General features: G+C 74.3%; 18 protein-coding genes and 1 tRNA gene. 9 read left to right on the top strand and 10 right to left on the bottom strand.

Features of this window, described 5'->3' with window-relative positions; genetic code table 11:
* Positions 1 to 48 precede the first annotated feature (48 nt).
* Complete coding sequence (locus O2V61_RS05895; RefSeq protein ID WP_269182384.1) at positions 49 to 648, top strand: biotin transporter BioY; 600 nt, start codon at positions 49 to 51, stop codon at positions 646 to 648.
* Positions 649 to 734: 86 nt separating this feature from the next.
* Here the strand turns inward: O2V61_RS05895 and O2V61_RS05890 are convergent, their stop codons facing one another.
* Positions 735 to 1,148, bottom strand: a complete 414-nt coding sequence (locus tag O2V61_RS05890; RefSeq protein ID WP_269182383.1) for an acyl-CoA thioesterase — start codon at positions 1,146 to 1,148, stop codon at positions 735 to 737.
* A gap of 81 nt (positions 1,149 to 1,229) precedes the next feature.
* Here O2V61_RS05890 and O2V61_RS05885 point away from each other — a divergent pair, with 81 nt between their 5' ends.
* Positions 1,230 to 1,661: a protein-tyrosine phosphatase family protein gene (locus O2V61_RS05885; RefSeq protein WP_269182382.1), complete on the top strand. Its 432-nt coding sequence runs from the start codon at positions 1,230 to 1,232 to the stop codon at positions 1,659 to 1,661.
* Between the two features lie 147 nt (positions 1,662 to 1,808).
* Here O2V61_RS05885 and ettA read toward each other — a convergent pair whose 3' ends face one another.
* Positions 1,809 to 3,479: an energy-dependent translational throttle protein EttA gene (ettA, locus tag O2V61_RS05880; protein WP_269182381.1), complete on the bottom strand. Its 1,671-nt coding sequence runs from the start codon at positions 3,477 to 3,479 to the stop codon at positions 1,809 to 1,811.
* A 114-nt stretch (positions 3,480 to 3,593) separates the two neighbouring features.
* The gene (locus O2V61_RS05875) at positions 3,594 to 4,121 is read right to left on the bottom strand and encodes a single-stranded DNA-binding protein (protein WP_269182380.1); all 528 of its coding nucleotides are present in this window, start codon (positions 4,119 to 4,121) and stop codon (positions 3,594 to 3,596) included.
* Positions 4,122 to 4,322: 201 nt separating this feature from the next.
* Between O2V61_RS05875 and O2V61_RS05870 the strand changes: the two genes are divergently transcribed.
* A tRNA-Arg gene (locus O2V61_RS05870) sits at positions 4,323 to 4,398 on the top strand.
* 116 nt (positions 4,399 to 4,514) lie between these two features.
* Here O2V61_RS05870 and O2V61_RS05865 read toward each other — a convergent pair.
* Positions 4,515 to 4,691, bottom strand: coding sequence for a hypothetical protein (locus O2V61_RS05865; protein WP_269182379.1), 177 nt, complete (start codon positions 4,689 to 4,691; stop codon positions 4,515 to 4,517).
* 245 nt (positions 4,692 to 4,936) lie between these two features.
* Positions 4,937 to 5,677: a response regulator transcription factor gene (locus tag O2V61_RS05860; protein WP_269182378.1), complete on the bottom strand. Its 741-nt coding sequence runs from the start codon at positions 5,675 to 5,677 to the stop codon at positions 4,937 to 4,939.
* A gap of 269 nt (positions 5,678 to 5,946) precedes the next feature.
* On the opposite strand from O2V61_RS05860, the gene O2V61_RS05855 reads away from it, so the two are divergent.
* The gene (locus tag O2V61_RS05855; protein ID WP_269182377.1) at positions 5,947 to 6,609 is read left to right on the top strand and encodes a response regulator transcription factor; all 663 of its coding nucleotides are present in this window, start codon (positions 5,947 to 5,949) and stop codon (positions 6,607 to 6,609) included.
* Positions 6,610 to 6,621: 12 nt separating this feature from the next.
* Here O2V61_RS05855 and O2V61_RS05850 read toward each other — a convergent pair whose 3' ends face one another.
* A complete protein-coding gene (locus O2V61_RS05850; RefSeq protein WP_269182376.1) occupies positions 6,622 to 7,779 on the bottom strand; it encodes a hypothetical protein in 1,158 nt (385 codons plus the stop codon).
* 199 nt (positions 7,780 to 7,978) lie between these two features.
* Between O2V61_RS05850 and O2V61_RS05845 the strand changes: the two genes are divergently transcribed.
* Positions 7,979 to 8,713, top strand: a complete 735-nt coding sequence (locus O2V61_RS05845) for a GAF and ANTAR domain-containing protein (RefSeq protein ID WP_269182375.1) — start codon at positions 7,979 to 7,981, stop codon at positions 8,711 to 8,713.
* A 9-nt stretch (positions 8,714 to 8,722) separates the two neighbouring features.
* On the opposite strand, the gene O2V61_RS05840 is transcribed toward O2V61_RS05845, so the two are convergent.
* The gene (locus O2V61_RS05840) at positions 8,723 to 9,793 is read right to left on the bottom strand and encodes an LLM class flavin-dependent oxidoreductase (protein ID WP_269182374.1); all 1,071 of its coding nucleotides are present in this window, start codon (positions 9,791 to 9,793) and stop codon (positions 8,723 to 8,725) included.
* 238 nt (positions 9,794 to 10,031) lie between these two features.
* Between O2V61_RS05840 and O2V61_RS05835 the strand changes: the two genes are divergently transcribed.
* Positions 10,032 to 10,445, top strand: coding sequence for an STAS domain-containing protein (locus tag O2V61_RS05835; protein ID WP_269182373.1), 414 nt, complete (start codon positions 10,032 to 10,034; stop codon positions 10,443 to 10,445).
* Positions 10,446 to 10,541: 96 nt separating this feature from the next.
* Positions 10,542 to 12,848 carry an EAL domain-containing protein gene (locus O2V61_RS05830; RefSeq protein ID WP_269182372.1) on the top strand — a complete coding sequence of 769 codons (2,307 nt, stop codon included), beginning with the start codon at positions 10,542 to 10,544 and terminating at the stop codon, positions 12,846 to 12,848.
* Positions 12,849 to 12,906: 58 nt separating this feature from the next.
* Here O2V61_RS05830 and O2V61_RS05825 read toward each other — a convergent pair whose 3' ends face one another.
* Complete coding sequence (locus O2V61_RS05825) at positions 12,907 to 13,737, bottom strand: SGNH/GDSL hydrolase family protein (protein ID WP_269182371.1); 831 nt, start codon at positions 13,735 to 13,737, stop codon at positions 12,907 to 12,909.
* A gap of 109 nt (positions 13,738 to 13,846) precedes the next feature.
* On the opposite strand from O2V61_RS05825, the gene O2V61_RS05820 reads away from it, so the two are divergent.
* Positions 13,847 to 14,632 (top strand): transglutaminase-like domain-containing protein, encoded by a 786-nt coding sequence (locus tag O2V61_RS05820; RefSeq protein WP_269182370.1) that lies wholly within the window; start codon positions 13,847 to 13,849, stop codon positions 14,630 to 14,632.
* Between the two features lie 12 nt (positions 14,633 to 14,644).
* Here the strand turns inward: O2V61_RS05820 and O2V61_RS05815 are convergent, their stop codons facing one another.
* Both O2V61_RS05815 and O2V61_RS05810 read right to left on the bottom strand, forming a co-directional pair.
* On the bottom strand, positions 14,645 to 15,631 hold the full coding sequence (locus O2V61_RS05815) for an NAD(+)/NADH kinase (RefSeq protein WP_269182369.1): 987 nt from the start codon (positions 15,629 to 15,631) through the stop codon (positions 14,645 to 14,647).
* A 3-nt stretch (positions 15,632 to 15,634) separates the two neighbouring features.
* A complete protein-coding gene (locus O2V61_RS05810; protein WP_269182368.1) occupies positions 15,635 to 17,059 on the bottom strand; it encodes a dihydrolipoyl dehydrogenase family protein in 1,425 nt (474 codons plus the stop codon).
* A gap of 26 nt (positions 17,060 to 17,085) precedes the next feature.
* Here O2V61_RS05810 and O2V61_RS05805 point away from each other — a divergent pair, with 26 nt between their 5' ends.
* Positions 17,086 to 17,595, top strand: a complete 510-nt coding sequence (locus O2V61_RS05805; RefSeq protein ID WP_269182367.1) for a flavin reductase family protein — start codon at positions 17,086 to 17,088, stop codon at positions 17,593 to 17,595.
* The last annotated feature ends 102 nt before the right edge of the window (positions 17,596 to 17,697 follow it).

The raw sequence follows: 17,697 nt of genomic DNA, 5'->3' as shown, positions 1-17,697 counted from the left end.
CTCAGCGACCCACGGCGCACCGCGCCGACCTGCACCTCAGGAGGACCCGTGGCCACTGCCTCACTGCCCGCGCTCCCGTCGCGCCCGCTCGTCCTCGCCGACCTCGTGCCCGCCGTCCGGGCGCGCAACGTCGCACTGGTCGGCCTCGGCGTGCTGTTCACCGCACTGCTGGCCCAGGTGGCCATCCCGGTCCCCGGCTCACCGGTGCCGATCACCGGTCAGACGCTGGCGGTCGTGCTGACCGCGGCCAGCCTCGGTCCCGTCCGCGGGGTGGCGGTGCAGGCCGTCTACATCATGGCGGCGCTGGTCGGGCTGCCGTTCTACTCGGAGGCCAGCGGCGGCGTCGAGGTCGTCTTCGGTGCCACCGGCGGGTACGTCGTCGGCTTCATCCCCGCCGCGTTCCTGATCGGCCTGGCCGCCCGTCGCGGGATGGACCGGCAGCCGCTGAAGGCCGCACCGCTGTTCGTCGCCGGCCAGGCGGTCATCTTCGCCGTCGGGGTGCCCTGGCTGGCTGTCAGCGCCGGGCTCTCGGCCTCTGCTGCGCTGGAGGCGGGCTTCTACCCGTTCATCGTCGGTGGCCTCGTCAAGGCCGTCGTGGCCGCCGGGGTGCTCAGCGGCGCCTGGGCGCTGGTCCGCCGCAGCCGCTGATCCTCCCGGCACCTGCGGAGAAGCGCCCCGCTGCTGCGTCCGCCCCCGCGGATGCAGCAGCGGGGCGCTTCTCGTCGGGCGGTTGATCAGCCGCCGGGCTCGTCGAGGTAGCGGCCCAGGAAGGTCTTCTCCTCGGGGTTGAGCCGACGCGGCCGGTTCAGCGCGAAGTCGAACGTCACCAGCAGGGTGCTGCCGGTGACCGCCAGCCGGCCGTGGTCGCGGAGCTCGTAGTGGCAGGTGAACGCGGCAGCCCGGACGTCGGAGACCCAGATCTGCACCTGCAGCGGGTCGGCGTCGTAGAGCACCGGCCGCTTGTAGGCGATCTCGTGGGACGCGACCACGATGCCCCGGCGCAGGCCGGTCTTCTCGTCGTGGGTGGGCTGGTCGAAGAACAGGTCGACCCGCGCCATCTCGAAGTAGCCGAGGAAGGCCACGTTGTTGATGTGCTGGTAGGCGTCCATGTCCGACCAGCGCATCGGGACGGCGACGGTGTGCCTCACACCGGTCACCCTGCCTCATGGCCCGCCGCCGTCCGCACCGGCCCTGTTCCCCCGCGGCCCGTGCGGGCCTACGGTGCGCTGGTGGACCCATGGGCAGAGACCGACCCAGGCGTGCTGGTGCTGCCGTCGGGACGCCGGGTCCGCGGTCGCGGTCTGCGCCGGCCACTGCCGGAGAACGCTGCGGCCCCCGTGTTCGGCCTGTACCTGCTGGGGCGTCCCCCGTGTCCCGTCCCCTGGTCGACCCGCTGGGTGTGCTGGCCGGACTTCCGGTTGCCCACCTCCCCCGGCGACCTGCACGAGGCGTTGCGCGAGCTGTGGCAACGGGCGGAGACCGAACGGGTCGAGGTCGCCTGCGCGGGCGGCACCGGCCGCACCGGGACCGCGCTGGCCTGCCTGGCTGTCCTGGACGGCCTCCCGCCGGCCCGGGCGGTCGCGTTCGTGCGGGGGCACTACCGCCGGCACGCGGTGGAGACCCGCGGCCAGGTGCGCTTCGTCGCCCGGTTCGGCGGCTGACGCAGGCCGGACACCGAAGGCCACCACGCGACGACGGCCGGCCAGAGCGAAGCGCTCCGGCCGGCCGTCTGGTGACGCGATGGAACGGCCCCCTTGCAGGGTCCCGGTACGAGCCTGCGAGTGCCGGGGGGGCAAGGGGGCCCTTCCTCAGTCCCGGGTGAGCTTCCGGTAGGTGGCGCGGTGCGGGCGGGCGGCGTCCGGGCCGAGCCGCTCGACCTTGTTCTTCTCGTAGTCGTCGAAGTTCCCCTCGAACCAGAACCACTTCGAGTCGCCCTCGTAGGCCAGGATGTGCGTCGCCACCCGGTCGAGGAACCAGCGGTCGTGGCTCACGACCACAGCGCAGCCGGGGAACTCCAGGAGCGCGCCCTCCAGGCTGGTCAGCGTTTCGGTGTCCAGGTCGTTGGTGGGCTCGTCGAGCAGCAGCAGGTTGCCGCCCTGCTTGAGCGTCAGCGCCAGGTTCAGCCGGTTGCGCTCACCGCCGGAGAGCACCCCGGCCTTCTTCTGCTGGTCCGGGCCCTTGAACCCGAACGCCGAGACGTAGGCGCGGGAGGGCATCTCGACGTTGCCGACCTTGATGTGGTCCAGGCCGTCGGAGACGACCTCCCACAGGCTCTTGGCCGGGTCGATGCCGCTGCGGTCCTGCGCGACGTAGGCGACCTTGACCGTCTCGCCGATCTTGATGTCGCCGTCGTCGGGCTTGTCCTCGCCGACCAGCATCTTGAACAGCGTGGTCTTGCCGACGCCGTTGGGCCCCACGACTCCGACGATGCCGTTGCGCGGCAGCGTGAAGGAGAGGTCGTCGATCAGCACCCGGTCGCCGAAGCCCTTGGTGAGGTCCTTGGTCTCGATGACCACGCTGCCCAGCCGCGGGCCCGGCGGGATCTGGATCTCCTCGAAGTCCAGCTTGCGGAACTTGTCGGCCTCGGTGGCCATTTCCTCGTAGCGGGCCAGCCGCGCCTTGCTCTTGGCCTGACGGGCCTTGGCGCCGGAACGGACCCACTCCAGCTCGTCCTTCAGCCGCTTGGCGCGCTTGGCGTCCTTGGCGCCCTCGACCTTGAGCCGGGTCTGCTTGGTCTCCAGGTAGGTGGAGTAGTTGCCCTCGTAGGGGTAGGCCCGGCCGCGGTCGAGCTCGAGGATCCACTGGGCGACGTTGTCCAGGAAGTACCGGTCGTGGGTGACGGCGACGACGGTGCCGGCGTACTTCTCCAGGTGCTGCTCCAGCCACGCGACGCTCTCCGCGTCCAGGTGGTTGGTGGGCTCGTCCAGCAGCAGCAGGTCGGGGGCCTCCAGCAGCAGCTTGCACAGCGCCACCCGGCGACGCTCACCACCGGAGAGCACGCGGACGTCGGCGTCGCCGGGCGGGCAGCGCAGCGCGTCCATCGCCTGCTCGATGCGGTTGTCGAGCTCCCAGCCGTCGGCGTTCTCGATGACCTCCATGAGCTCACCCTGCTCGGCCATCAGCGCGTCGAAGTCGGCGTCGGGCTCGCCCATGGCGGCGCTGACCTCCTCGAAGCGGGTGAGCGCCGCACGGAGGTCCTTCACCGCTTCTTCCACGTTGCCGCGGACGTCGAGGTCCTCGTTCAGCGGCGGCTCCTGCTCCAGGATGCCGACCGAGGCGCCGGGGGCGAGCACGGTGTCCCCGTTGGACGCGGTCTCCATGCCGGCCATGATCTTCAGGACGGTCGACTTGCCGGCACCGTTGGGGCCGACGACACCGATCTTGGCGCCGGGCAGGAACGCCAACGTCACGTCGTCGAGGATCACCTTGTCGCCGTGCGCCTTGCGCGCACGGACCATCGAGTAGATGTACTGGGCCACTGAGTGGGAGCCTTCCGTCGGGTCGCGAGTGGGGGGCGGGGCGGGCAGCCGCGCTCGGCCGTCACCGGCCCCGCCCCCTGCGTTCTCAGCTCCGATCCTCCCAGCCGGGGAGGCTCACGTCAGCGCCGGGACCGCCGGCTCCTCGGACGTGACCTCGGAGTCCGAGCTGTGCAACGTCTCCGACCCCCCGGTGTAGTCCGTGGGCCGGTGGGCGTACGGGTCCTCGGTCGGCGACGCGTCCTCGCCCGGCTCCGGCGGGGAGGAGACCCCGGCCGACCGGTCGACGCGCGGCGGCCGGGTGAAGTCCGACCAGCCACGAGCGAGGTTCAACCCGACCGCCATCGCCTTGATCCGGTTGGCGCTGCGGCGCCCCGCCTCGCTCTCCCAGGACTCGGTCAGCAGGTTGCCGACGACGACCACCGGGTCGCCCTTGGTCACGCTGCGGGCCACGTTGCCGCCCAGCTCGTTCCAGCAGGCCACGTCGATCCACAGCGTGGCGCCGTCGACGAAGCCCTTGGTCTCCTCGTCCCAGCGACGGGACGTGGAGGCCATCCGGAAGTTGGTCACGGACCCGTTGCTGGTCCGGTTCTGGCGCGGGACGTCGACCACGTTGCCGACGACGTGCAGAGGGGTGTCGTTCACGGTGCTCCTCAGGGTGCGGTCCCCGGCGACCTGCCGGGCTGGGGACCACCGTGGAGCGCAGCGGCGGCCCAGGACAGGCGTCCGGGCGGACTGTGGACACTCCCGCTCGCTGTGGACGACCGACGCCGAGCGGGCGGTGCCGACCGCTACGCCCGCGGTTCCGGCACAGTGGTCTGGTCCGATGCGATGATCTGGCCGCGAGCGCCCGTAGCTCAGTGGATAGAGCAGGTGCCTTCTAAGCACTTGGTCGCAGGTTCGATCCCTGCCGGGCGCGCCACTGGCTCCCTCGTCCCGGGTGCACGCGGGCCCGGTCAGCCGCCTGGACGCAGTCGGTCGGCGGGGCGCGAACCGCGCACCCCGCCGACCGACTCGGTCGTCCCTGCCGGACGACTCCTAGTCGTCGTCCTCCTCCTCGTCGACCATGCCGCCGTCCTCGACCACGCCGGTGTCCTCGAGGCCCTCGTCCTCAGCACCGCAGGCGGTCATGGTGAAGGACGCGGCGGCGATGGCGACCCCGGCGGCGGCGGAGCGCCACCGGTTGCGGCGTGCGGGCAGAGAGATCCTGGTCATCGTTCTCCTCATGGCCGATGTCGGGTGTGCGCAGAGCCGATCTGCCCGGCGTCCCATGGCCCCAACCCCGGATCCCCGCTCACGTCACGAGGACGCACGGACCGGGGGACGCAGCACCGGCCGGGTCGGGCGGTCAGCCGGCGCAGGGCGTCTCGGCGCCGCGGGGTCCACGGCACAGGTCAAGAGCTCCCGGGAAGGCCGGCCGGCCGGGGCCGGGGCCCGGCGTCCACCCGAGCGCGGCGGGATCAGACCTGGCACGCCTCCCGCTGCCGCCGCTCCACCACCGCGAGGACCCGACGTCCGGACCGTGTCCGGGCACCCGGCCCGGCGAGCAGGTAGCCGCGCCCGCGCACCGTCGTGACCAGCTGCGGCTGGGCCGGGTCGGGCTCCACCTTCATCCGCAGCCTGCGCACGTGCGTGTGGAGCAGCCCCCGGTCGCCGCGGTACCCCGGCCCCCAGACCCGGTCGAGGAGGTCCTCCTGCGAGACGACGGACCCCTGCGCCAGCGCCAGCTCCCGCAGGATGCAGAACTCCGTCCGGGTGAGGGCGACCGCACGCCCGCCGCGCAGGACCACCCCGCCGTCCGGCAGGACCTCCAGGTCCCCCGAGGGGATCCGCCGTGGGGTGGCGCCCCCCTGGTGGCGGCGGCAGAGCGCCCGGACCCGTGCCGAGACCTCCTCCGCCGTCCACGGTGCGGACACGTGGTGGTCGGCACCTGCCTCGAGCGCAGCCACGACGTCACGGGTCCCCCGCCGGGCACTGAGCACGATCACCGGGGGCTGCCCACTGCCGCTCAGCTCCCGGCACATCGCGAGGCACGCCCGGTCCGACCGCAGGACGTCGATCAGGACGACGTCGGAGCGGCACTCCGACAGCCGCCGCCGTACATCGGCAGCTGTCCCGGCTTCGCGCACCTCGAGCCCCTCAGCGGCCAACGCCCTGCTGAGGTCCCGACGCCGCGTCGCGTCCTCCTGGATGACGAGCACCGAGTGCACCACGGTGAGGCCCTTCGCGATCGCCCGCAGACAGACCCCGGTCCTCGAGGTCGCGCAGGGGTCCACTCCATGGGCCCCGCGCGCGGGCCGCCCACCCCGCGAGCCCCCCAGCGCACTGGCGCCGCGGGGCCTGCGGTGGCCGACTCCTCGATCCTGCCCTGCGACGAGCAGCCCGGGCCACTCGTCACCCGGGAGCCGGAGGCCAGGCGACGGCGGTTCAGCGACGCCCGAGCGGGCAGACCCTCGGGGTGTCCTGCTCCGTGCTCGTCGTCGAGGAGGTCGAACGCATCCGTCGCGTCCTCGCGACGACCCTCCGACAGGAGGGGCTCGACGTGACCGAGGTGGCGACCGAGGAGCAAGGGCTCCGTCTCCTGGACACGCGGCCGCACGACGTCGTGCTCCTCGACCTGAAGACGCCCGACCGCAGCAGCTTCCAGAGGTGCCGCACCGTCCGCAGGCGCACGGAGACCCCGATCATCGTGATCGCCCTCCGGACCACCAGCCACGACGTCGTCGCCGGGCTGGACGCGGGGGCGGACGACTACGTCGTCACTCCCTTCACGACCGAGGAGCTGTCCGCGCACATCCGGGTCCTGGCCCGCCGGACACGGGGCCGGCCAGGACCGAGGATCCGGATCGGGGACCTGGACATCGCCCCACGGGACGGGACGGTGACCCGGTCCGGCGAACCCGTCGCGCTCACCCGGACGGAGTTCCAGCTGCTCAGCGAGCTCGCCACCGAACGCGGGCGGGCGGTCAGCCGGGAGGAGCTGATCGAGCGGGTCTGGGGCGCGGACCACGTCGGCGACTCCCGGCTGGTCGACGTCCACGTGTGGCGCCTGCGCAGGAAGATCGAGCCCACGCCGTCCCGGCCGACCGTGGTGACGACGGTGCGAGGCCTGGGATACCGCCTCCCCGAGTGACCGCCGTCCGCATCAGGGAAGCGTCCGGAAGGTGCCCGCGGCGACCACCGTCCGGTCCGTCCCGGTCTCCAGCTGGTAGTGGTAGGACCTGTTCGGGGCGAGGCTGCGGGTGAGGGACAGCGGGACGACGTCGTTGCTGGTCGTGCGGTAGGTGTAGAAGCCGGTCTGCGAGCCGAACGGTGCGGCGGAGACCCGGAGGGTGGTCCGCGTCGTGTCCGGGGGGACGTACGCGGACACGGTCACGCCGATGCGGCTCGGGGTGACGGTGTGCTCCCACGGCTGCGGGCCGGCCGCGGGCTCGGACCCGGCGATCGGGGCGGCGTGCCGGTCGAGGACGCCGTCGATGATGGTGCCGAACTGACCGTTGCGGGCGTGGCCGACCCCGGCCGGGTGCTCGTGCGACGTCCGGAAACCGCGGTCGGCGTACCAGGCCTCGCCGACCTTGGCCCCGTAGGGACCGTTCAGCGAGTTCAGGCCACCAGGCGCGGACCCGTTGGTGTCGGTGTCCAGCTCGCCGGTGTCCCAGTGCATGTGCACGTCGGCCTGGAGCGACGCGGGGAACGCGTCCGCGGCGACCGCGGGTGCGCCGCCCCCGCCGATCACGATGGTCCCGCCGCCGGTCAGGAGATCCGAGTGCCGGGGGAACAGGAACCGGGTCATCAACTGCGCACCGCTGCTGTACCCGCCCAGCCACACGCGGTCCCGGTCGATGTCGTACTGGCCGTGGACGGAGTCGATCAGCGCGGCCAGGTGGTCGGCGTACCCGGTCGGGTCGCCCCGCTCCCAGCACTGGCAGGCGCGGTTGGGACTGGAGGGCACCAGCAGCACCATGTTGTTCCGCTTCGCCACGGCGACGACCCCGTTGACCCCACCCAGTGAGTAGCTGGCCGACGGGTTCTCGAACCCGTACTCGCCGGTGCCGTCGGCGTAGACGAGCAGCCCGACCGGCTGGGAAGGGTCGATCCCGGCCGCGTACAGGTGGTGCTGGGCGGTGTACCCGGCGCCGGTGGAGGTCTGGAACGTGCGGTCGGTGAACGGGCCGCCCGATCCGCCGGTCGGGGCGGCGACAGCGGGCGTGGCGGTGGCGGTGGCGAACAGCGCGACCAGCGCTGCCAGCACGAGGCGGGACGGGCGCACGAGGGCTCCAAGCGCGTTGAGGGGTTCGGACATCTCGCCGACGGGGTGCGTGGAGGACCCGTCCGTGCGCAGCTGATGTCACAGGCCGGTCACAGCCTGCGGGGTCGGCGCGAGGCACGCCCGGGGATGCCGAGAGAGTCTTCTCACCGTTCAGCAGCCGGCTGCCTGCACGTCCGGCAGCGCGCGCGGACGACGAGCCACCGACCGCCCGCCTGGGGCCTACGCTGCCCGCATGTCCGCCCCACACGTCCCAGCCGAAGCCGGATCGGATCACTCCAGCCGGATGCCGGACGACCTCGGGGACGTGATGGGCCGGATCGCCCGCACCCTGCAGGAGGAGCACGGCGACGTGGACCGGACCCTGGCGTCGATCACCGCCGCTGCGGTGGACACGGTGCCGGGCACGGACATGGCCAGCATCAGCCTGGTCATCCGCCGCCGCGTCGAGCCGCAGGCCGCCACCAGCGAGCAGGCCCGGGAGATCGACGCCCTGCAGTCGGAGTTCGACGAGGGGCCCTGCTTGGACGCCCTCCGCGAGGAGCAGACCGTCCGGGTCGACGACCTCGCCGACGAGCGGCGCTGGCCGCGTTTCGCCGCCGCAGCCTCCCGGCGGGGGGCCGGCAGCATGCTGAGCTTCCAGCTGTTCACCGAGGGCGACAACCTGGGCGCCCTGAACCTCTTCGCCCAGGAGTCGCACTCCTTCGACGCCGAGTCGGAGACCGTGGGGCAGATCTTCGCCTCGCACGCCGCCATCGCGCTGTCCGCCGCGCGACAGGAGTCGAACCTGCGTTCCGCCATGGACAGCCGCGACCTGATCGGCCAGGCCAAGGGGATCCTGATGGAGCGCCACCGGCTGACCGCGGTCCAGGCCTTCGAGCTCCTGGTGCGCGCGTCGTCGCACACCAACCGCAAGCTGCTCGACGTCGCCGACGAGCTGACCAGCACCGGGGCCATGACGGCCGACTGACCGCCGCCCTCAGGTCGCCGGGCGCTCCCCTGACGGCGCCCAGCCGATCGCCGGCGCGACGTGCCGCGCCACCGTCTCCAGCAGGTGGGCGTTGTACTCGGCGCCCAGCATGTTCGGCACCGTGAGCAGCAGCGTGTCGGCGTCCCGGACGGCGGCGTCCTTGGCCAGCTCCTCGGCCAGCTGGTCGGGCTCCCCGACGTAGCTCTTGCCGAACCGGGCCCGCACGCCCTCCAGCAGGCCGACCTGGTCGTCGCCTCCCCGTCCCGAACCGAAGTACTGCCGGTCGGTGTCGGTGGTGATCGGCAGGACGCTGCGGCTGACCGAGACCCGCGGCTCGTGCGCCCAGCCGGCGTCGGCCCAGGCCGCGCGGTACAGCGCGATCTGCTCGGCCTGCAGCTCGTCGAAGGGCACCCCGGTGTCCTCGGACAGCAGCGTCGAGCTCATCAGGTTCATCCCCTGCTGTGCGGTCCAGACCGCGGTCTGCCGGGTGCCCGACCCCCACCAGATCCGCTGTCGGAGCCCCGGGGACTGCGGCTGGACGGCGAGCCGCCCGCCCGTCCCGCCGGTCATCCGCGGGTCGGCGTCCACGACGGTTGCCCCGCTGATCGCGGCGAGGAACAGGGCGGTCTTCTCCCGGGCCAGGTCGGCGTCGCTGTCGCCCGCGGCCGGCACGTAGCCGAAGGCCTCCGAGCCGCGCAGCGCCGTCTCCGGCGATCCCCGGCTGACGCCGAGCTGCAGGCGGCCCGCGCTGAGCGGGTCACCCGCGCTGAGCAGGTCGGCGGCCGCGGCCTCCTCGGCCATGTACAGCGGGTTCTCGTAGCGCATGTCGATGACGCCGGTGCCCAGCTCGATCCGGCTGGTGCGCATCGCCATCGCGGTCAGCAGCGGGAAGGGCGAGGCCAGCTGCCGGGCGAAGTGGTGCACCCGTACGTAGGCGCCGTCCAGGCCCAGCTCCTCGGCGGCCACCGCCAGCTCGACGCTCTGCACCAGGGCGTCCCGCCCGGTCCGCACCTGCGAGCCCGGGATGGGCTGCCAGTGCCCGAAGGACAGGAAACCGATCCGCTTGTCCACTGCACTCACCTCTCGTCGTCTGCCCTGCGGCCAGCGCCGGCGGAGCCGGCGGTGTTCCCGCGTGCCCCGGTCAGACGAGCCGAGCCGGTGCGCGCGCTGCCCGGCGTGTCCACGACCACGACCGTCGCTGCATGATCGACGGCACGGGCGTACGGTCGGGTGCCTGGTCGAACCACCGGCCGTACCGCCCGCTCGTGGGGCCGTGCGAGTCAGGACCTCGACTCCCGGGCCCCGGTTGGGACTCGCCATGTCGCCGCTGCTGACCACCGCCCCACCCCTGACGACCGGCCCGGCCCCGTCCGCGGAGCTCACCGTCTCCGTCGACCGGGCGCACGCCACCGTCGTGCTGAGCGGTGAGCTGGACCGGGACTCGGTCCACCACCTGACCGGTGCGCTCGCGGCCCTGTCCGCCAGCAGCAACGCCCGCTGGGTGGTCGACACGGCCGGGGTGACCTGGTGTGACGCCGGCGGGCTCCGGGGCCTCGCCGCAGCGCACGCGCAGGCCGTGGACTCGGGCCGGGAGCTCCGGCTGACCGGGACCCCCCGCTGCGTCGACCGGCTCCTCCGGCTGAGCGGTCTCGACCAGCTGATCGCCGACACCGCACCACGGGTCCGCACGCCGCTCGTGCCCGTCGGGTGTGACACACCGCGGGCGGTGTGACCAGAGGGGCGATCCATCACCCAAAGTGACGGCACGAACACACGTCGATCGGCCGGGTTCCCCGGCTGAGCGACCTCGATGCGCGACGCTGTCGCGGTGACCTCCTCCGCCCCCGAGTCGCCGGGCGCCCCCGTGCCCGCCGGCACCGCCGGGCGACGACTGGCCGCGGCCGACGTGCTGCTGGCCGATCGCGGCCAGCTCTTCCGCGCCCTCTTCCTGTCCGCACCCGTCGCCAAGGCCGTCGTGGACCCCAGCGGACGGCTGCTCGTCGTCAACTCGGCGATGTGCGAGCTGACCGGGCGGACGTCCGGCGAGCTCGTCGGCCGGCACCTGGACCTGCTCACCCACCCCGACGACGTCCCCCTGGAGGACCGCGCGGCCGAGCACCTGCCCGGCACGCCGTTGCTGGACCCCCAGCTGCAGGTCGTCGGCGAGCGCAGGTTGCGCCGCGCGGACGGCAGCAGCATCTGGGCGATGCAGACCCAGGAGCTGATCCACCGCAGCAACGGCGAGCCGCAGTTCGTGCTCCTCACCCTGGTCGACGTCACCGACCGCCGCCGGGTCGAGGACGACCTGGTCCGCCGCACCTTCACCGACCCGCTGACCGGGCTGCCCAACCGGCGGGCCCTCACCGAGCGGCTGCAGCGGGCGCTGGCCGGGTCCGGCCGGCGCGGGACGCTGGTCGGGCTGCTGCACCTGGACCTGGACCGCTTCACCGCCGTGAACGACTCCCTCGGCCACGAGGGCGGTGACCAGCTGCTCTGCCAGGTCGCCGACCGGCTGCGCTGGAGCACCCGGGTCGAGGACACCGCCGTGCGTTTCGGGGCCGACGAGTTCCTCGTCCTGGCCGAGGACGTCGAGGACGTCGAGGGGCTGCGCACCCTGGCCGACCGCCTGCTCGGCGTGCTCGACGAGCCCTTCCACGTGCTCGACCGGGAGGTCACCCTCTCGGCCAGCATCGGCATGACCCTGGGCACCGACCTCACGCCCGAGGCGCTGCTGCGCCAGGCGCACACCGCCCTCGCCCGGGCCAAGGCCAGCGGCGGCCGGGGCCGGGTCGAGGTGCACGACGGCGCCCTGAGCGAGGGCTACGTCGACCAGCTCCAGCTCGAGACCGACCTGCGGCACGCCCTGGAGGCCGGAGAGCTGCGGCTTTTCTACCAACCGATCGTCGCGCTCTCCGACGAGCACCTGCTCGGCTACGAAGCGCTCATCCGCTGGCAGCACCCGACCCGTGGGCTGCTGCCGCCGGGGGCGTTCCTGTCGGCTGCCGAGGACAACCGGCTGACCTCCCGGCTGGGCGCCTGGGTGCTGCACCAGGCCTGCTGGGACGCCGCCGGCTGGGACCCCGCGCTCCGGGTGCACGTGAACATCTCCGCCCGGCACCTGGCCGAGCCGGGCTTCAGCGAGCTGGTCGCCGATGCCCTCGCCGAGTCGGGGCTGGCCCCGGAGCGGCTGGAGCTGGAGATCACCGAGTCGACCGCCCTGTTCGCCGCGGATGCCACGTTGCACGCCGTCGACACGGTGACCGAGACCGGCGTGACCCTGGCGCTGGACGACTTCGGCACCGGCTACTCGGCGATCACCGCGCTGCACCGGCTGCCCATCCACACCCTGAAGATCGACCGGTCCTTCGTCGCGGACATCGTCGCCCAGCCGGCCACCGCCGCACTGGTGCAGGGCCTGCTCCAACTCGGCCAGGGCATGGGGCTGCAGGTGATCGCCGAGGGCATCGAGGACGTCGAGCAGGCCCGCTGGCTGCGCGAGCACGGCTGCTCGATGGCCCAGGGCTACGCCTTCGGCCGGCCGGCCCCGCTGCCGGCCCGCGAGCTCGACCTGTACCCGGCGCCCCCGGGGATCCACGACCTCGACGACCCCTCGGCCGAACCCGGCCACGGACCCACCGCCGGTGCGGACGCCGCCGCACCGGAGCACGAGTGGTCCGGGCGGGACGACGAGGAGCCGGAGCCCGGGGACGGGTTCGACCTGGGTGCCGCGCTGGCCGAGCAGGACCTCGAGGGGCCCGGCCCGGTCGTGGCCGGTGCCGCCGTCCCCCAGCTCGACTCGTTCCAGCTGCCGGGCACCACGCCGGAGCCCGCAGCGCCGCAGGAGGCTGAGCCGCCGCGGGGCACCGAGGCGGGCGCGGAGCCCGACGGCTCCTTCGACCCAGGGGTCTTCCGGGCCTCCAGCGAGCTCCTGGAGCTGCGCGCCCTGCTGGCCGCCAACGGCGCGCCCGACGCCCCGGGTGTCCCCGGGCCGCGGCAGCCGGCGGAGCTGGGCGACCTGCGGGCGCTGACCGCCGACCCGAACGACCTCTCCGGACTCCGCCCCTGGCTGGAGTCCTTCCAGGAGCGACTGGGGTCGCTGGACACCGGAGACCTCCCGGAGGTCGGCCGCAGCTGATCCCCGGGGCGGGGCCGGTCGAGCTCCCGACGAGGAGCCCGTCGGCCCGCCCCCGGGGTCAGGAGTCGTGCACGGCGGTGAGGGCGGCGCGCACCGGGATCGCCTCGGGTCGCTTCGCCGCACGCCCGTCACCCGAGGACTCACCGCGCAACCGGCGGCCGATCCAGGGCAGGACGAACCCGCGCACCCAGGCGAGCTCCTGCCCGACCACCTGCCGCACCGGCAGCGGCGGCGCCGGGTCCAGCGGGGTGCGCCAGTCCGTGCCGTCGCCGGCCACCGGGACGCCGAGCGCGGCCGCGGCGGCCAGCGCCGTCCGCCGGTGCCCCTCCGCGGTCAGGTGGATGCGGTCACCCGGGTCCCACATCCGGGCGTCCTGCAGCCAGGCGGCGCCCCACTGGTCGAGCACGACCGCGCCCTGCCGGGCGGCGATCGACCACAGGTGGGTGTTGAAGACCGCGACCTGGCCCCGCGTGCGGCGGATGATCGGCGTCTGCCGCGGGTCCACGCCGGTGGCCAGCAGCACGTCGGCCCCGGCCGCCCGGAGGGAGACGACGGCGGCCTCCAGGTCCGCGGCCAGCCGGTCGGGGTCGGCTCCCGGGCGGAGCAGGTCGTTGCCGCCGGCGACCAGGCTGACCAGGTCGGGCCGGGACGCGAGCGCGACCGGCACCTGCTCGGCCAGCACCTGCGGCAGCAGCCGGCCGCGGACGGCGAGGTTGGCGTACTCGACGCTGCCCGCGGGCGAGGCCGCGGCCAGGTGCTCGGCGAGCCGGTCGGCCCAGCCCCGGAAGGAGTCCGGCGTCCCCGGCTCCGGGTCGCTGAGGCCCTCGGTGAAGGAGTCCCCCAGCGCGATGTACCGCTGCCACGTCCGACGATCACTGCCCGGTTGCACGTCCCCTACTGCACCACGCCCCTCCCGCCGCCGCGGCGAGGGGTCCCGTGCCGGAGGCCACATCCGCCGGACACCTGTCGGTGACACGAGCAGGCCAGGATCTGCGGTCATGCGCACCGACGTCGCCTGCTCGCTCACCGTCTCCTCCCCCGCCCCGGCGACCGCGCTGCTGCAGGTCGCCGTCGCCGCGCCCGCCGACGAACAGCTGGTCGTGCTCACCGACGGCCACCCGGTGCCCGCCGAGGAGGTCGCCGTCCCCGGTGCGCGGGTGCACCGCCTGCAGCTGCCGGCCGGCGAGACGACGATCAGCTACCGCGCGCAGGTCTCCTCCGGTGGCGCCCCGCGGCCGGTGACCCCGGCCGACTGGGCGGAGTTCGTCCGGCCCAGCCGTTACTGCCCCTCCGACCAGCTGGAGGGCTACGCCGGCACCGAGTTCGACCGGTCGCTGCCGCGGGCCGAGCTGGTCGCCGCCGTCGCTGCCTGGGTGAACCGTCGGCTGGTCTACACCTCCGGCTCCAGCCGCCCGGTGGACACCGCCGTGGACACCCTGCTGCTCGGCCAGGGCGTCTGCCGTGACTACGCGCACCTGACGATCACGCTGCTCCGCGCGCTGGAGGTCCCCGCCCGGCTCGTCGCCGTCTACGCCCCGGGCCTGTCGCCGATGGACTTCCACGCGGTCGTCGAGGCCGACGTCGACGGGGTGTGGCAGACCGTGGACGCCACCCGGCTCGCCCCGACCTCGGCCCTGGTCCGGATCTGCTCCGGCCGGGACGCCGCGGACACCGCCTTCCTCTCGCTGTTCGGCGGGCGGGCCGCCTTCCGGGGCATGACGGTCACCGCCACCGTGGACGGCGACCTCCCCGCGCCGGCCGACGAGCCGTTCCCGCTGCCCTGAGGCCGGCCCGGCTCAGCTGACGTCGCCGGGCCCGCGGGCACCCTGCGGCGCCCGGACCGGGCCGGTGCCCGGGGCCGGCACGCCGCCCGGTGTCCGGCGCCGCAGCAGCTCCTCGGGCACCAGCTCCACCAGCTCCTCCGGCAGCAGCGGCAGGTCCAGCAGCGAGAGCTTGACCCGGCTGCGGTCGGCGGCCAGCCAGTCGTCCAGCCGGACCAGCAGCCCGGCGTCCGCGCGGGCCTCGACGTGCAGCTCGTCCCCCGGCCCCAGGCGGCCGACCACCAGGCCGTCCACCTCCACGGCCGGGCGGCCGGCGGTCTCCGGCAGCGCCAGGTGCAGCGGCTCGTGCGGCCCCAGCACCACGGTGCGGTCGATGCCGTTCAGCGGCGCCGACGGGGTGACGAGCACGCCCGCGGCCCCCGGGGACATCACCGGACCGCCGGCGGCGAAGTTGTAGGCCGTCGACCCCATCGGGGTGGCGATGATCAGCGCGTCGCTGCGGTAGTGGCCGTACCGGCGGCCGGCCACCGACAGGGTCGCGTCGACCATGCCCTCACCCGGCACCCGGGCCAGGACGACGTCGTTGAACGCCACGGTCTCCCAGCCTGGCCCACGCACCACCAGGCAGCTGCGCGACTCGATCGTCGAGCGGCCCTCGGCCAACGCGGTCAGCGCCCCGTCCAGCTCGCGGCCCTCGACCTCGGTGAGGAAGCCCAGCCGGCCGAAGTTGACGCCCAGCACCGGGACCGGGTCGGCGACGACCATCCGCATCGCGCCGAGCAGCGTCCCGTCGCCGCCGAGGGCGATGAGCCCGTCGCAACTGGTGGCCAGCTCGGCGACGTCCACCGGCGTCACGCCGTGCAGGTGCAGCCGTTCGACGTCCGCCGCCGCGGCGACCAGCTCCACCCCGTGCGTCGTGGTCCAGGCGAGCACCTGGGCCACCGCGCCCGCGCAGTCGCGGTGCGGGTGCAGCACCAGGCCGATCCGGCTGCCGTCGTGCACCCGTCAGCCCCGGTACGTCTCGAGCAGCCGCAGCCAGATCTCGCTGATCGTCGGGTAGGAGGGGACGGCGTGCCAGAGCCGGCTGATCGGCACCTCACCGACCACCGCGATCGTCGCCGAGTGCAGCAGCTCGGCGACCCCGGGCCCGACGAACGTGACCCCGAGCAGCACCTCGCGCTCGGTGTCCACCACGGCGATCGCCGTCCCGGAGTAGCCGTCGGCGAACAGCGACGCCCCGGCCACGTTGCCGATCGGGTACTCCACGACCCGGTGCGCGACGCCGGCGTCGGCCGCCTGGGCCGCGGTCATCCCGACCGACCCGACCTGGGGCTCGGTGAAGACCACGCTCGGCGTCGCCCGGCGGTCGGCGGTGGCCACGAATGGCGACCAGTCGGCCAGGTCGACCTGCTGCCCCCGGGCCCGGGCCACGATCGCGGCGCCGGCCTGCCGGGCCTGGTACTTGCCCATGTGGGTCAGCTGCTGCCGGCCGTTGACGTCGCCGATGCCGTAGAGCCAGGGCGACTCGGGCACCTGCAGCGACTCGTCGACGTCGAGGTACCCGCCCGGCGCCAGGCCGACGGTCTCCACCCCGATGTCGTCGGTGTTGGCGGCGCGGCCGGTGGCGACCAGCACCTCGTCGCCACGGAACTCGCCGTCGGCGGTGCTGAGCACCACGTCGCCGCCGTCCTCCCGGCGGGCCGAGCGCACCTCGCTGCCCAGCCGGACGTCGACGCCCATCTCCCGCAGGGACGCCTCGACCGCCGCCCCGGCGGCCGGTTCCAGGGCCGGCAGCAGCCGGGGCCCGCGCTGCAGCAGGGTGACCGAGGAGCCCAGCTGCTGCCAGGCGGTGGCCATCTCGCTGCCCACGTAACCGCCGCCGAGCACGAGCAGCCGGCCGGGTGCCTCCTTGGCGCTGGTCGCCTCCCGCGGCGTCCACGGCTGCACGTCGGCCAGGCCCTCGACCGGCGGGACGGCGCCCCGGGACCCGGTGCACACCGCGACGGCGTGCCGGGCGGTGAGCACCAGCTCGGTGCCGTCGTCCTGGGTCACGACGACCCGCTTCTCCCCTGCCAGCCGGCCGTGTCCGCGCACGAGGGTGATGCCGGCGCCCTCGACCCACTGTGCCTGGCCGGCGTCGTCCCAGTGGCTGGTGAAGCCGTCCCGGCGGGAGAGGGTGGCGGCGACGTCCTGCTCGCCGGTCACCGCCGCCGCGGCGCCGGACACGGCGCGGGCCTGGGCGAGCGCCTCACTGCCCCGCAGCAGCGCCTTGCTGGGCATGCACGCCCAGTAGGAGCACTCGCCGCCGACCAGCTCGCTCTCCACCAGCACGGTGCTCAGCCCGCCGCGGGTGACGATGTCGGCGACGTTCTCCCCCGTCGAGCCGGCACCCAGGACGATGACGTCGTACGTCTGCTCCGCAGTGGTCACCTCGGCATTGTGGTCGACTGACCCCCGTGCCTGTCGATCCCGCCGACCACGCCGCCGCCCTCCGCCAGTACGCCGCCGGGGTCGTGCTGCTCACCGTGCGCGACGACATCGACGACGTGGGGACGACGGTCACCTCGATGATGAGCGTCTCCGCCGACCCCCCGCTGATCGCCGTGGGGCTGGCCGCCGACGGGTACCCGGCCGAGGTGCTGCAGGCCATCGGCAGCGGCGCGGTGAACGTGCTGAGCACCGGGCAGGCGATCCTGGCCAGCCGGTTCGCCTCCGCCGGGCGGCCCAGCGCCCGGCACCTGCTGGAGTCGGTGCCCTGGCACCGAGCCCCGGTCAGCGACGCGATCGTGCTGGACGAGGCGCTCACCGCCCTGGACTGCACGGTCGCCTCGGTCGTCGAGGTCGGCAGCCACGTGGTGGTGCTGCTCTCGGTGGAAGGGGTGCCGGTGCTCGGGGACGGCGACCCGCTGGTGCGCCTGCGCGGCCGCTGGGCCGACGGCGTCGGCGCCCCCCTCCGCCGCCCGTAGCGCCCGTGTCCCCGTCCGGGCCGCCCGCCGTCCGGGCCGCCCGCCGTCCGGGCCGCCCGCCGTCCGGGCCGCCCGCCGTCCGGGCCGCCCGCCGTCCGGGTT

This window comes from Modestobacter sp. VKM Ac-2985, from assembly GCF_026967925.1.
Lineage (GTDB): Bacteria > Actinomycetota > Actinomycetes > Mycobacteriales > Geodermatophilaceae > Modestobacter.
The sequence above is the reverse complement of the archived record's forward strand: the minus strand, read 5'-3'. Positions and strand labels throughout refer to the sequence as shown.